A 12,523-nucleotide genomic window follows, 5' to 3' on the forward strand; every position below is an offset into this window, starting at 1 on the left:
TCCGTCGTCGGCAGCGTCAGATGTGGATAAGAGACAGGTGCTGGCGCCCCCGCCCGCCGCCGGGCGTGCGGCCGAGGGGCCGCGGACGGAGGTGCTCATGGCCGGCTACTTCTGGGCCTGGAGCCGGTCGATCTTGTCCGCGGCGGCCTTGAACGCATCCTCGACCGTGCCGCTGCCGTTCACGACCGACTTCGTGTAGGCGTCCCGGAGGGCCTGCATCTGGGCGATCGTGTTGGTGCCGGTCGGGTCATCGACCGTGCGGGCGCTCTGCGCTCCGAACTCCTTGTACGCGGGATGCGACGAGAAGTACGAGGAGAACGTCGAGGCCAGGTCGCTGCGGATCGGCATCTGGCCGGAGACATCCAGCAGCTTGCCGTCCTGCGCCTTGCTCGTCGCGAACTTGATCACATCCCACGCCGTGCCCTGGTTCTTGCACGAGGTGTACATGCCGATGTTCTTGGCGTCGGGGAAGGTGTAGGTCTGGTCGGCCGGCTTGCCGTCCTTCGTCGGGACGGGGACGGATCCCCATTGCACCTTGTTCCCGTAGTACGCGATCGCCCAGGGTCCGACGATCGCCATCGCGGACTTTCCGTCGGCGAAGGCGTCGCCCTGGTACTGCTCCTTGCCGGCGAGGCCGTCGCTGTAGATCGTCTTCCAGAAGTTCGCCACGTCGAGCGCGTCAGAGCCGGTGATGGCCGCCTTGCCGTTCTCGATGAAGGTCTTGCCTCCGGTCTCCGCTGCCAGGAGCGGCAGGTAGTCGAAGTTGACCTGGAAGAACTCGCTGGTCGGCGCCGGGTAGATGGCGTAGGGAGCGGCCCCGGAGGACTTGATCTTCTGCGCGGCCGCCAGGAAGTCGGCGTAGGTCGACAGCTTCGGGTTGGCCGGATCGAGCCCGGCCTTCTGGAAGATCGCCTTGTTGTAGAAGATCATGACCGGGTTCTGCTTCCACGGCATCTGGTAGTAGTCGCCGTTGGGGGACTTGTACTGCTTGGCCGCATCTCCGCTGCGCGCCTCGATGTAGCTGGCGCCGTCCGAGAACTTCGACAGGTCGACGAGGCCGCCCTGCTTCTGCCACTGGCCGGTGGCGGCGGGAAGGTTGTTGAAGACGAGACACGGGGTGGTCCCGGCCGTGATGGCCGCGCCGATGACCTCCTCGGTGCTCTTACCGGCGGGCACCTCCTGTGCCTTGATCTGCTCCTTGGGATGCGCGGAGTTCCAGTCCGCGACCATCGCCTTGCCCCACTGCACCTCCTGGGTGTTGTTCGAGTACCAGATGGTGATCGGTCCGTGCGCCTTCATGGCGTCGGTGGCGCCCCCGCCGCTTCCGCTGCAGGCGGCGAGCGTTGCGGCGATCAGACCGGCTGTGATGAGGGAGGCGGCGGCTCTGCCCCTTCGCAGGTTCTTCCGCCGCAGGATGTTGTCGTGCATGATGTGCCTTTCCGGTGGGCCGTTCGGCCCGGTGGTATTCAGCTCGGCGTGGTGCAACCGAGCGCTGTTCAGCCGGCCGGTGGTGCGGTGGATGCGCGCACCATCAGCCGAGCCGGGGGGAGCGCGACATCGCCCGACTCGCCGTCCTCCACCAGCCGCAGCAGTGCGGTGGCGGCGGCGACTCCCCAGCCGGCCGGGTCGTTGTCGAGCGTTGTGAGGGACGGGTAGACGAACGACCCGATCTGGGAGCCGTCCAACCCGGTGATCGAGAGATCGGCCGGCAGGTCGAGCCCCCGTTCGTGCGCGACGCCCATCCCGGCGATCGCCATGGGGTCGTTCCCGTAGACGATCGCGGTCGGGCGGTCCTCCTTCTCGAGCAGGGCCTTCGTGGCCTCTGCGCCTTGCTCGGGAGAGAAGTCTGTGGAGACGACGAGCGGCGTCAGCCCCGCGGCGTGCGCGATGCGCTCGAAGCGCTCGCGCCGGCGCAGGCCGTGCAGCATCCGCTCGTCGCCGGAGACATGGGCGATCCGTCGGTGACCGAGGCCCACCAGATGGGCGACGAGGTCGTCGATGCCCGCGTCGTAGTCGCGGGTGATGACCGGGAACGGGCTCCCGCCGAGCGGCTCGCCGAGCGACACCGCGAACGAGCCGAGCCGCTCGATCAGCGGGATGCGCTCATCCTCGGCGAGCAGGTCGGTGAGGAGGAAGCCGTCGACGCGCTTGTCCGCGGCGAGCCGCTCGTACGCGCGCTCCTCGGCCGTCCGGTCCGGCACGACGGTCAGGACGAGCACGTTCCCGCGCTCGGAGAGCACCGTCTCCACGCCCGCGATGAACGCCGCGAAGAACGGGTCGACCTCGATGGTCCGCGGCTCCCGGCGCAGCACCAGGCCGAGCGCGTAGGCGCGGCGGGTGGTGAGGCCGCGGGCGCCCGGATTCGGGGTCCAGCCGAGCGAGCGGGCGGTCTGCAGGATGCGTTCCCGCGTCTCGCTGGCGACCCCTGGCCGTGCGTTCAGCGTGAGCGAGACGAGGGACTTGCTGACGCCCGCGGCGCGGGCGACGTCGTTGATGGTGACGTTGGCGTTGGTGTTCATGCGTCCATCCTCATCGCGTGCTCGCCGTCACGAAGCCACCGGGCGGGACGATGACGATGGCGTGGCCGCCCAGGGTCTGAGGCCGACCGACCTGACGGCCGGACGAGTCGTAGCTCGTCACCGTGACCGGACCCGTCGCGTCGAGGCGCTGGCGGACCGGCAGGTTCGTGGAGTTCACGTAGACGTCGAGCGCGCTGCTGCCGGCAAGGCCCAGGTGGGAGACGATCGGCTGCAGGAGCACCGCATCCAGTCGTGTCGTGCCGGACACCCGGGCCGTGACCGCGGTGGCCTGCGCTGGGACGGGGACGGGGAGCGTCTGGGGGAGCAGGAACACCGGGCTGGGGGCGATGCCTTGTTCGGCCGGTCGGACGTTGTCCGTGCGGCCGAGCGGCAGGGTCACCCGTCCCACGGCGGCGGTCCAGGAGGTGGTGCCGGAGTCGGTCGGGTCCTCCGGCCCGAGATCGGCGATCGGCAGGACGCGCAGGGCAGGATGGCCGGCGGGGAGCTGCAGCGTCACGGTCGAGCCGTCGCCCGCCTGCAGGTATGCTCCGCCCGACCAGTTGGCCGATCCGGTCCAGGCCGAGGGAGGGGTGACCGTCGAGACCGGCCCGGTCGTGGTGCCGCTCTCGGCTTCCACAACGCTGAGCCCGACGGTCGCGCTCGTGCGGGTGAAGGAGGTCGCCGCGCGGGCGATGGCGGGATGCGTATCCAGCGCGAGCATGCTCAACTCGGTGTGGATGACGGACTCGGCTCCGCAATTGCGGTTGACCGTTCCGTCGCCCGCGATGCCGTCGACACAGACCCCGGTCGCCGGGTCGTAGGCCGGCACGCCGGCCCGGTTCGCGCCGAAGTACCACGCGGCCTGGGCACCCGCGAGGGCGGCGAGTCCCGTGGCGCCGGTCGCATCGGCCGCGGCCACGAGCCCCTCGAGCCGCGAGTCGACGCCGTACGCGATCTGGGTGCGATCGGCCGGGGTGGGAGTCCACCCGTTGTCGGGGCCGCCGGTCGTCAGCAGTTGTGCCGTGAACAGAGCGAGGTCGGTCGTCGCCGCGCCCTGCAAGGAGGCATCGCCGAGCACGCCGGAGGCGGCGGTCAGGGCTGCGGGCTGCATCCCGGCCCAGGCGTGCCAGAACGTCGGCGAGTTCGCCTCAGGGAGGAGCGCGCCGAACGGCCACTGGCCGATTCCGCCGCTCTGCAGCTCCGCGATCCCGTCGGCGTAGTGGGCGAGCGCTGTTCGTGCCTCGGTGTCGCCGGGTTCGATGCCGGCGTAGGCGCTCAGCCCGAGAACGGCCTCGGCGGTGGCCCCTGCGCTGCCGACGATCAGCCAGCCGGGAACCGTCACGCCGTTCGCCACCTCGGTTCCCGGATACTGCCCGAGCGACTGGCGCTCGAGCGCCGAGAGCGCCAGGTGCAGGCGGTCGCGCAGGAACGTCGCGAACGCGGGGTCGGCCGAGCGGAAGCCGGCGTATCCCTCGCCCAGCGCCCATACCGTGCGGGCGAGCCAGAACGACTCCGCGGAGTCGGACGGGTCGGGCAGTTCCTTCGGGATGGCCGACGGGTTCAGCGTCCCGTCGTGCTGCTGCCAGAGCACGACATTGCCGGCGTTCGGTCCGTCGTCGGTCTGAAGGTAGGTGAGCGAGCGGAGCAGCTGGTAGGCCGTCGTCCGGCTCGACGCAGTGCCGTTCTGCTTCCAGTCCCGCAGGTAGACGACCGCCGCGCGCGAGATGTCGTCGGCGTCGTAGGCGCCTTGCGCGTACCAGCCGCGCGCCGGGTCGGTGATGGGGCCCCCGCCCACCCGGCGGAAGGTGCCGTCGCTCTGCCGATCGGCGTACACCCAGGGTGCGCGCGCGACCGGCTCCTCTGCGGCCCGGTACGTTGTGTGACCGGCGACGCCGGGGAGCAGGGGTACGTCGTCGAGCAGGAAGTCCAGGTGCGCGAGGTTGGTCAGCTTCGGGGTGGATGCGGCGGCGTGGTGTCCTGCAGTTGCTGCAGCGACCTCAGTCGCTTGCGCGGGGAGAGCCACCGCCGTGAGGGCGAGAGCTGCCCCGAGGGCAAGCGCGGCCGCGGCCCTCGGCATCGTCTGTACTCGGTTGCGCATCGTTGCGATCCCTCATGCTCGTCGTTCTCTGTGCCGGCTCATGGGATGCCCCGAGGCTTTTCCCGCTCAGCCACGAGCTGTCATCTAAACCGGTTTAAAGGACGGTAGGCCTCGATCCCGCAAATGTCAACGAGAGAGCAGCCGTCGTGGTCCAAACGTTGCCGGAATGTCGGCCAGAGACTTGTGAACCCGCCTGCCGGACGACGAGACTGGCCGCACCGCAACCGACCACGCCGCATCGCCGGGGCTGAAGGAGGACCACTGTGGAATACAAGGACATTCCCACCAAGGCCGACGTCGAACGGATCGCCGCACTGCGCCATCCCGGTTGCGTGAGCATCTACCTGCCCACCGGAACGACGCCGGCGGAGGCGGACCGGGCGCGGATCGAGCTGAAGAATCATCTGACCGCAGCCGAACGCGCGCTGGAGAAGCTGGGAGTGCCGCGCGCGCGCATCCAGGCTGTGCAGACCGAGGGGCAGCGCATTCTCGACGACCGCGACTTCTGGCGTTACCAGTCCCGGTCGCTCGCCGTCTTCCTCGACGGCGACCTGGCCGAGACCTTCCGCCTTCCGAACCGGCTCGGCACGGCCTGCGAGGTCGCCGATCGCTACTACGTCAAGCCGCTGCTGCGGACGCTGACCTTCCCGCAGTCCGCGCTCATCCTGGCCCTTGCGGGCAACTCGGTGCGCCTGCTGCACCTCACTCCGGACCGGCCGCCGGAGCGGATGGATGTGCCCGGGATGCCGCGCGATGTCGCCGACGCCGTGGGCAAGACTTCGGTCAGCGGACGGCAGGCCGAGGGGCGCATCCAGGGGTCGGAGGGCCAGAAGGTCCGGATGCTGGAGTACGTGCAGGCGATCGAGCGCGCGCTGCATCCCGTGCTCGCGAACTCGTCGGAGCCGCTGATCCTCGCCGCCGCCGAACCGCTCTCCGGCATCTTCCGGGGAGCGAGCGAGCATCCCCGGCTGGTCGCCGAAGTCATCGCGGGCAACCCGGAGGAGAAGACCGACGAGGAGCTCGCGGCTGCCGCCCGCGGAGTGCTCGACCGGCTCTATGCCAGCAAGGTGGCGGCCCTCCGGGAGGGGTACGAGTCGCGGATCGCCGCGGGCACCGCACTGGTCGACCTCAGCGATATCGCCCGGGCGGCGACGTTCGGCGCCGTCGAGTCGCTCGTCATCGACATCGACCGCCGGGTGCCCGGCACCATCGACGATGAGACGGGAGCGGTCGAGTTCGCGGACGACGACGGCACCGGCGACTACGGAGTGGTGGACGAGATCCTGCGACGGGCGCTGGCCTCGAAGGCGAAGGTCTATGCGCTGCGTGCCGAGGACGTACCCGGCGGGGGAGCGGCCGCGGCAGCGGTGCGTTACCCGGTCTGAACGGCGAACCACCCGGTCGGGATCTCGGGCCGCGGCGGCGCTGCTACGGCTACGGCGCTTCTACGGCCGCAGCGCGAGCACCAGCAGCTCCTGAACCCCCGCGAGCCAGTCGTATACCGCGCGCTGCATGGCCGACTCCTCATCGTGGATGTCGCCCTCATCGCCGTCCTCGTGGATGCCGAGCCGGGAGGCGAGCACGAGGCGCACATCCGTGATCGTCCGCAGCCAGGCCGACGCCTGGCTCTCGTCGAGGACGACGCGGACCGCATGGTCCGACGGCGCCGCGAGCGACTCGATCAGGACCCGGGCGTTCCGTTCCTTGCGATCCGCGAGGCCGGCAGCGGTGAAGCGCCGGAACTCCGCCGACGCCTCGGGGTCGTCCGGGTAGGCGTCAGGCAGCAGGCGGCGCAGCGCGGGGTCCGCCTCGCCGTTCTCCGTCGCCGCCGCCCTCGCGAGTTCCACCGCCTCCTCGGCGAGGGAGAGCAGCAGCTGCGCCTCCGCAGGCTGGAAGGAGGCACTCACCCGGCCGTCTCGGCGCCGGCGGAACGGGGTCACGCGTCCGCCTTGGTGAGCGTCGCCCACAGCCCGTACTCGTGCATCGCCTCCACGTGCCGCTCCATCTCCTCGCGCGTCCCCGTCGCCACGACGGCCCGGCCCTCGGTGTGCACCATCATCATCAGCCGCTCGGCCTCACGTCGCGGAAAGCCGAAGTACGTCTGGAACACGTAGGTCACGTAGCTCATCAGGTTGACCGGGTCGTTCCAGACGATCGTGACCCAGGGGGAGCCGAGCTCGAGCAGTTCGTCGGTTCTCGTCTCCTCGAGAGTGCCGGGTTCCGTGATCACAGTCCCGGCCAGAGCGGCAGCCCACTGATCGCGTCGGCCGCACGGACGAGTGCGAGGTGCGTCAGCGCCTGCGGTGTGTTCCCGGCGTGGGAGCGGCCCTCGACGTCGTATTCCTCCGAGAGCATGCCGACGTCGTTCGCGAGACCGACGAGCCGGTCCATCAGCGCGGTGGCGTCCGCGAGCCGGTCCGAGCGGGCGTACTGCTCGACCAGCCAGAACGAGCACGCGAGGAAGGGATGCTCGCCCGGCGGCAGCCCATCCACCCCGGTCTCGGTGCGGTAGCGCAGCAGCAGCCCGTCGCGCAGCAGGTCCTCCTCGAGCGCCTTGACCGTGCCGAGCATCCGCGGGTCCTCGGCATCGACGAAGCCGACCTGCACCAGCTGGAGGAGGGACGCATCCACCTCGGTGGTGCCGTAATGCTGGACATAGGTTCCGCGGTGGGGGTCCCAGCCGTTCATCTCGATGTCGGCCCGGATCGCTTCGCGCTCGCGCTTCCAGCGCTCGACCGGTCCTTCGAGCCCGTCCAGCTCGACGCCGCGGACCGCGCAGTCGAACGCCGCCCACACGAGCGCGCGGGAGTGGGTGAAGTGCTGCGGGACATCCCGGATCTCCCAGATGCCGTGGTCCGGCTCCCGCCAATGCTGCTCCAGGTACCCCATCAGCGCCCGCTGCAACGCCCAGGAGAACCGGGTCTCCACGTTGCCGGCGCGACGGCCGTGGTCGAGCGCCAGCATCACCGCACCGATGACGTCCGCCTGGAACTGAGTGGATGCCTCATTGCCGATCCGCACCGGACGGGCGCCCTGATAGCCGGGCAGGGCGGTGACGATCCGCTCGGCGAGATCACGTTCGCCGGCCAGGCCGTACATGATCTGGACGTCGCCCGGGTCTCCCGCGATCGCGCGCAGCAGCCAGTCGCGCCAGTGATCCACCGTGTCGTTGTAGCCGTGGGTGAGGAGCACGCCGATGGTGAGGGACGCATCCCGCAGCCACACGAACCGGTAGTCCCAGTTGCGCTCGCCTCCGAACGCCTCCGGAAGGGAGGTCGTGGCTGCGGCGACGATACCGCCGGTCTCCAGGTGGGTCAGGGCGCGCAACAGGATGAGCGACCGCACGACCTCGTCGCGGTACGGTCCCTCGTGCGCGCAGGTGCCGGCCCAGGCCGTCCACCACTCGCGTGTGCGCTGGAGGGAGGCCTCGACGTCGAGGGCCGCCGGCGCGTCACGGTGCGACGGATACCAGGTCATCGTCAGGTCGACGGTCTCGCCGGGGCCGACCGTGAACTCGCCCTGGTGCGAGTGGTTGGCGGCGTGCAGCTGAGCGCCGCGGACCACGATGGCATCCGGGCCGGCGACGGCGACGATCGCCGGCATGTGCTCGCCCTTCAGCTGGCGCACCCAGGGGATGGCGGTCGCGTAGCCGAAGCGGATGCGCAGGTCCTGCCGCATGCGCACCTTCCCCCGCACCCCGCGGATCCGTCGCACGATGTCGGCCCGGTGGTCGTTCATCGGCATCGCATCCGTGACCTCGACCTCGCCGTCGGCGGTCCTCCAGCGGGTCACGAGGATCATCGTGTCCGTCTCGTAATGGCGCGTGCTGGACGCGGTCGCATCCACCGGCGCCACCAGCCAGCGGCCGTGGTCCTCGGTCCCGAGGAGCGCCCCGAAGGTCGAGCGGGAGTCGTAGCGGGGCAGGCACACCCAGTCGATGCTCCCGTCCTTCCCCACGAGCGCCCCGGTGAAGCAGTCACTGATCAGGGCGTAATCCTCGATGGGGAGCGACATATTCCCAGTATGGACGTACTGTGATCGGCATGACGCAGTCCGTGAGCACTCTGGTGATTCTCGGAGCATCGGGCGATCTCACGTCACGACTCCTCCTCCCCGCCATCGGGCAGCTCCTCACCGATCAGCCGGAGCGGGCGTTCACCCTGATCGGCGCGAGCAGTGACGCCCTGAACGACGACACCTGGCGCGCCCGGGTCCGGGAATCGTTCGCCACGGTGGAGGCGAAGGGCGAGGCGGTCGACCGGCTGCTGACGGAGACCCGGTACGTCGAGGCGGACGCCACCAGCGCCCACGACCTCCAGGCGCTGCTCTCCGGTGTGGACGGCGTGCCGGCCCTGTACTTCGCCCTCCCGCCCGCGATCACCGCGAAGGCCTGCGACGCGCTCGGTACGTTCGACCTCCCGGCAGGGCTGACGCTGGCCCTGGAGAAGCCGTTCGGCACCGACCGAGAAAGCGCGATCCGCCTCAACGAGCAGCTGGCCCGCCTGGTGCCCGAGGACCAGATCCACCGCGTCGACCACTTCCTCGGCCGCTCGAGCGTGCTCAACATCCTAGGGCTGCGGTTCGCCAACAGCATCCTGGAGCCACTCTGGGACGGCCTGCACATCCAACGCGTCGACATCCTCTACGACGAGACGCTGGCCCTGGAGGGACGCGCGCGCTACTACGACACCGCCGGTGCGCTGATGGACATGATCCAGAGCCACCTGCTGCAGGTGATGTCGGTGCTCGGGATGGAGCCGCCGTCGACGCTCGGCGCCCGCGACCTGCGGGACGCGAAGGGGCTGGTCCTGCGCGCCACCCGTGTCTGGGACGACGACCCCGTGACCGCCAGCCGGCGCGCCCGCTATGCAGCCGGCGAGATCGAAGGCAGGAAGCTGCCCGCCTACGCGGACGAAGAGGGCGTCGATCCCTCCCGCGAGACCGAGACTCTGGCCGAGGTGACGCTGCAGATCGATACGTGGCGGTGGAAGGGCGTGCCGTTCACCCTCCGCTCCGGGAAGGCGCTCGGGAGCCGGCGGCGCGAGATGGTCGTCACCTTCGCACCGGCGCAGCACGTCCCGAGCGGGCTGACCGGGACGACCGGGACGGCGAAGCTGCGGCTCCTGTTCGCTCCGGACGCGTTGTCGCTCGAGGTCAACATCAACGGCACGGACGACCCGTTCGGGCTGGAACGCGCATCCCTCACGGCCGATTTCGGACCCGGCGCTCTGCTGGCCTACGGCGAGGTGCTGGAAGGCATTCTGGATGGCGACCCCTCGCTGTCGGTCCGGGCCGACACTGCGGTGGAGTGCTGGCGGATCGTGGAGCCGGTCCTGGCCGCCTGGCGCGAGGGGCGCGTCCCGCTGGAGGAGTACCCGGCGGGGTCGGAGGGCCCGGACGGCTGGGCCGGACTCGGCTGACAGTCCGGAGGTCGGGCCGTGGGTCGGTGACGCGGGGCGGGTCCTGGTCGGTCAGGCCGCGGTGCGGTGCGAGACGAGCGGGAACTCGCCGGTGACGGGCTTGCGCAGGTCCGTCCACTGGGTGATCGGAGCGGGCTCCCAGGCCATCGCGGCCGGCTCGGCCACCGCCTGTGCGGGCTCGGCGGGAGTCTCGGCAACGGCAGCGGTCGGCTCCGCCTCGCTCGCGGTGGCGACGGCCGGCGCCTCCACCGGGGCGGGTGCGTCTCTGATGACAGGCGCGAGGTGCTGCGGCTCGGAGAGCGACTCGCCCGCCTCGATCCGACGGCGCGCCTCGGCGATCGCGGCAGCGATTCCGACCGAGACCGACTGCGCGAGGATCGAGTGGAAGATGGTGTCGGTGTCGTCCTGGGCGCGGCGGACGACCGTCCACTCACCCTTCGCGCCGATGAGCTCGGCCACCTTCGTGTGCACGAGCTCGAGGATCTGAGCGTCCGTCAGCTGAGGGACCGGTGCCACCGGCACTGCCGCGGCATGCCGCCTACGACCAAACATCGCGCATCCCCTTCCAGGTTCACCTGAATACAAGTGTCCTGGACAGAGACGCCGCCAACCCGCCGGACACGCCGGGAGATTCGGCGGAAATCGGCGGAAATCAGCGGGTCAACGGCCCTTTCGGCGCTCCACCGACCGGGACTCGCGCTCGGACGCCTCCCGGGACTCGTCAAGGACAGCTCCGACCGCGAGGGCCAGCGAGATCGCCGCGTTCACCCACATCAGCGGGACGCGCCAATCCCTCGGGCCCTTCTTGGACGCCTGGATGGTGGTCCACAGACCGATGGCCGCGCTGATGATCGCGCCGTTGAAGAGGTACTTGCGCATCCTGTTCCTTCCGGTTCCCACCCGTAGCGTAGGCTTCCCCGGGCCGGAATGGGAGGAGGAGGATGCGCACTGCGATCGTGGGCATCGCGCTCCTCGTGCTCGGCGGCATAGCGGTCGCCACCGGCCTTCTTCCCGTCTCCGACGCCGTCGTGCTCTGGAATCGCGTCTGGCCCATCCTGCTGTTCGTCGTCGCCATCACGGTCGTCACGGAACTCGCGGCCGAGGCCGGGGTGTTCACGGTGCTGGCCCAGGAGACCGCCCGCTGGGGCCGAGGACGCGCGTGGCTGCTCTGGCTTCTCGTGGTGATCGTCGCGGCCCTCAGCACGGTGTTCCTGTCGCTCGACACCACGGCGGTCCTGCTCACTCCCGTCGTGATCGTCATGGCGCGTCACGCGGGCCTCAACCCGCTGCCGTTCGCGCTGACGACCGTGTGGATGGCGAACGCCGGCTCGCTGCTGCTGCCGGTGTCCAACCTGACGAACCTGCTGGCGCAACACGCGATGGGCGACCCGTCCCCGATCGCCTTCGCCGCCCTCATGCTGGCGCCCGCGGTCGTTGCCATGGTTGTGCCGATGGTCGTGGTGTTCGTGGTCGCGCGGCGCTTCCTGCTGGTCCGCTACGAGACGGGGGACGGGGACGGCATCGAGGATCCCGTGCTGTTCTGGATATCGGGTGCGGTGGTCGTCGCGCTCATCCCGCTGCTGGTGTCCGGACTCCCAGTCTGGCTACCCGCGAGTGCGGCTGCGGTCGTGCTCCTGGCGCTGTTCCTGGTGCGCCGGCGCGGGGTGCTGCGGTTCGGCCTCCTGCCGTGGCAGCTGGTGCTGCTCGCGTGCGGGCTGTTCCTGTTCATCCAGGTACTCCAGACGGCGGGGCTCGGGATACTGATGGCCACCATCTCGGGTTCGGGCGAATCGCCGCTGGCCCTGCTGCGCCTCTCGCTGACCGGGCTGGTCGGCGCGAACGCGATCGACAACCTCCCCGCCTACCTCGCGCTGGAGCCGGCGGCCGGCAGCCCGGTCCGGCTCGCCGCCCTGCTGATCGGAGTGAACGCCGGCCCGCTGATCACGCCGTGGGCGTCGCTCGCCACTCTGCTGTGGCACCAGCGCCTGACCTCGTTCGCGGTCGAGATCCGGTGGAGCCGCTACATGCTCCTCGGCCTCATCGTCGCGCCGGTCACGGTCGTCCTCGCGACCCTGGCCCTCGCCGCAACCGTCTAGCCCCCGCCGCCCCCTCCCGGCCTCCAGCCTCCTCCCGGCCTCCATCCCGCCGAGGTGCTCGTTGTTGCAGGCGTCAGCGGCGTGTCGGGTGCAACTTCGAGCACTTCGGCGAGTGCCCGTTCCCCAAGAGGGGCGTTCCCCGACCGTTCTCCCGGGAGGGCCGTTGCCCTTTCCCGACCCTCCATCCCGCCGAGGTGCTCGTTGTTGCAAGCGTCTGCGGCGTGTCGGGTGCGACAACGAGCACCTCGGCGAGGGCCGTTCCCAGATAGGGCCCTTGCCCGGGAGACCCCTCCCCAGGAGGGTCTTTCCGCAACTCCGATGCCGTTCCCGACCTCCATCCCGCTGAGGTGCTCCTGTCTCTTATACACATCTGACGCTGCCGACGACGGA

At 70.2% G+C, this 12,523-nt stretch carries 12 protein-coding genes; 3 read left to right on the top strand and 9 right to left on the bottom strand.

Features of this window, described 5'->3' with window-relative positions:
* Window positions 1–105: 105 nt before the first annotated feature.
* The 3 genes from ACPYOG_RS16175 to ACPYOG_RS16185 form a co-directional block, all read right to left on the bottom strand.
* Complete coding sequence (locus ACPYOG_RS16175) at window positions 106–1,428, bottom strand: ABC transporter substrate-binding protein (RefSeq protein WP_481295195.1); 1,323 nt, start codon at window positions 1,426–1,428, stop codon at window positions 106–108.
* A gap of 68 nt (window positions 1,429–1,496) precedes the next feature.
* Window positions 1,497–2,519, bottom strand: a complete 1,023-nt coding sequence (locus ACPYOG_RS16180) for a LacI family DNA-binding transcriptional regulator (protein WP_481295196.1) — start codon at window positions 2,517–2,519, stop codon at window positions 1,497–1,499.
* Window positions 2,520–2,529: 10 nt separating this feature from the next.
* Window positions 2,530–4,617 carry a hypothetical protein gene (locus ACPYOG_RS16185; RefSeq protein WP_481295197.1) on the bottom strand — a complete coding sequence of 696 codons (2,088 nt, stop codon included), beginning with the start codon at window positions 4,615–4,617 and terminating at the stop codon, window positions 2,530–2,532.
* Window positions 4,618–4,880: 263 nt separating this feature from the next.
* Here ACPYOG_RS16185 and ACPYOG_RS16190 point away from each other — a divergent pair, with 263 nt between their 5' ends.
* Window positions 4,881–6,002, top strand: a complete 1,122-nt coding sequence (locus ACPYOG_RS16190; protein WP_481295198.1) for a baeRF11 domain-containing protein — start codon at window positions 4,881–4,883, stop codon at window positions 6,000–6,002.
* A 60-nt stretch (window positions 6,003–6,062) separates the two neighbouring features.
* Here the strand turns inward: ACPYOG_RS16190 and ACPYOG_RS16195 are convergent, their stop codons facing one another.
* The 3 genes from ACPYOG_RS16195 to ACPYOG_RS16205 are packed head-to-tail and all read right to left on the bottom strand — an operon-like array spanning window position 6,063 to window position 8,631.
* Window positions 6,063–6,557, bottom strand: coding sequence for a DUF2017 domain-containing protein (locus ACPYOG_RS16195; RefSeq protein ID WP_481295199.1), 495 nt, complete (start codon window positions 6,555–6,557; stop codon window positions 6,063–6,065).
* Window positions 6,554–6,844 (bottom strand): ATP-dependent Clp protease adapter ClpS, encoded by a 291-nt coding sequence (clpS, locus tag ACPYOG_RS16200; protein WP_481295206.1) that lies wholly within the window; start codon window positions 6,842–6,844, stop codon window positions 6,554–6,556. Before clpS ends, ACPYOG_RS16195 begins: the two co-directional genes overlap by 4 nt.
* Window positions 6,844–8,631, bottom strand: a complete 1,788-nt coding sequence (locus tag ACPYOG_RS16205; RefSeq protein ID WP_481295200.1) for a glycoside hydrolase family 15 protein — start codon at window positions 8,629–8,631, stop codon at window positions 6,844–6,846. Before ACPYOG_RS16205 ends, clpS begins: the two co-directional genes overlap by 1 nt.
* Window positions 8,632–8,660: 29 nt before the next feature.
* On the opposite strand from ACPYOG_RS16205, the gene ACPYOG_RS16210 reads away from it, so the two are divergent.
* Window positions 8,661–10,037: a glucose-6-phosphate dehydrogenase gene (locus ACPYOG_RS16210; RefSeq protein WP_481295201.1), complete on the top strand. Its 1,377-nt coding sequence runs from the start codon at window positions 8,661–8,663 to the stop codon at window positions 10,035–10,037.
* A gap of 51 nt (window positions 10,038–10,088) precedes the next feature.
* On the opposite strand, the gene ACPYOG_RS16215 is transcribed toward ACPYOG_RS16210, so the two are convergent.
* Together ACPYOG_RS16215 and ACPYOG_RS16220 are read right to left on the bottom strand one after the other, a co-directional pair.
* On the bottom strand, window positions 10,089–10,589 hold the full coding sequence (locus ACPYOG_RS16215; protein WP_481295202.1) for a hypothetical protein: 501 nt from the start codon (window positions 10,587–10,589) through the stop codon (window positions 10,089–10,091).
* A 108-nt stretch (window positions 10,590–10,697) separates the two neighbouring features.
* Entirely contained in the window at window positions 10,698–10,916 is a 219-nt protein-coding gene (locus tag ACPYOG_RS16220) for a hypothetical protein (RefSeq protein WP_481295203.1), read from the bottom strand.
* 62 nt (window positions 10,917–10,978) lie between these two features.
* On the opposite strand from ACPYOG_RS16220, the gene ACPYOG_RS16225 reads away from it, so the two are divergent.
* The gene (locus tag ACPYOG_RS16225; RefSeq protein WP_481295204.1) at window positions 10,979–12,133 is read left to right on the top strand and encodes an SLC13 family permease; all 1,155 of its coding nucleotides are present in this window, start codon (window positions 10,979–10,981) and stop codon (window positions 12,131–12,133) included.
* A 73-nt stretch (window positions 12,134–12,206) separates the two neighbouring features.
* Here ACPYOG_RS16225 and ACPYOG_RS16230 read toward each other — a convergent pair.
* Window positions 12,207–12,523, bottom strand: a 317-nt coding sequence (locus tag ACPYOG_RS16230; protein WP_481295205.1) for a hypothetical protein, incomplete at its 5' end; no start/stop codon positions are given.

This window comes from Leifsonia sp. HAY1-4F (assembly GCF_056755275.1).

Coding starts and splice junctions, on each gene's coding strand:
- ACPYOG_RS16175 (WP_481295195.1), bottom strand. CDS start 1,428: ATGCACGACAACATCCTGCGGCGGAAGAACCTGCGAAGGGGCAGAGCC.
- ACPYOG_RS16180 (WP_481295196.1), bottom strand. CDS start 2,519: ATGAACACCAACGCCAACGTCACCATCAACGACGTCGCCCGCGCCGCG.
- ACPYOG_RS16185 (WP_481295197.1), bottom strand. CDS start 4,617: ATGCGCAACCGAGTACAGACGATGCCGAGGGCCGCGGCCGCGCTTGCC.
- ACPYOG_RS16205 (WP_481295200.1), bottom strand. CDS start 8,631: ATGTCGCTCCCCATCGAGGATTACGCCCTGATCAGTGACTGCTTCACC.
- ACPYOG_RS16210 (WP_481295201.1), top strand. CDS start 8,661: ATGACGCAGTCCGTGAGCACTCTGGTGATTCTCGGAGCATCGGGCGAT.
- ACPYOG_RS16215 (WP_481295202.1), bottom strand. CDS start 10,589: ATGTTTGGTCGTAGGCGGCATGCCGCGGCAGTGCCGGTGGCACCGGTC.
- ACPYOG_RS16220 (WP_481295203.1), bottom strand. CDS start 10,916: ATGCGCAAGTACCTCTTCAACGGCGCGATCATCAGCGCGGCCATCGGT.
- ACPYOG_RS16225 (WP_481295204.1), top strand. CDS start 10,979: ATGCGCACTGCGATCGTGGGCATCGCGCTCCTCGTGCTCGGCGGCATA.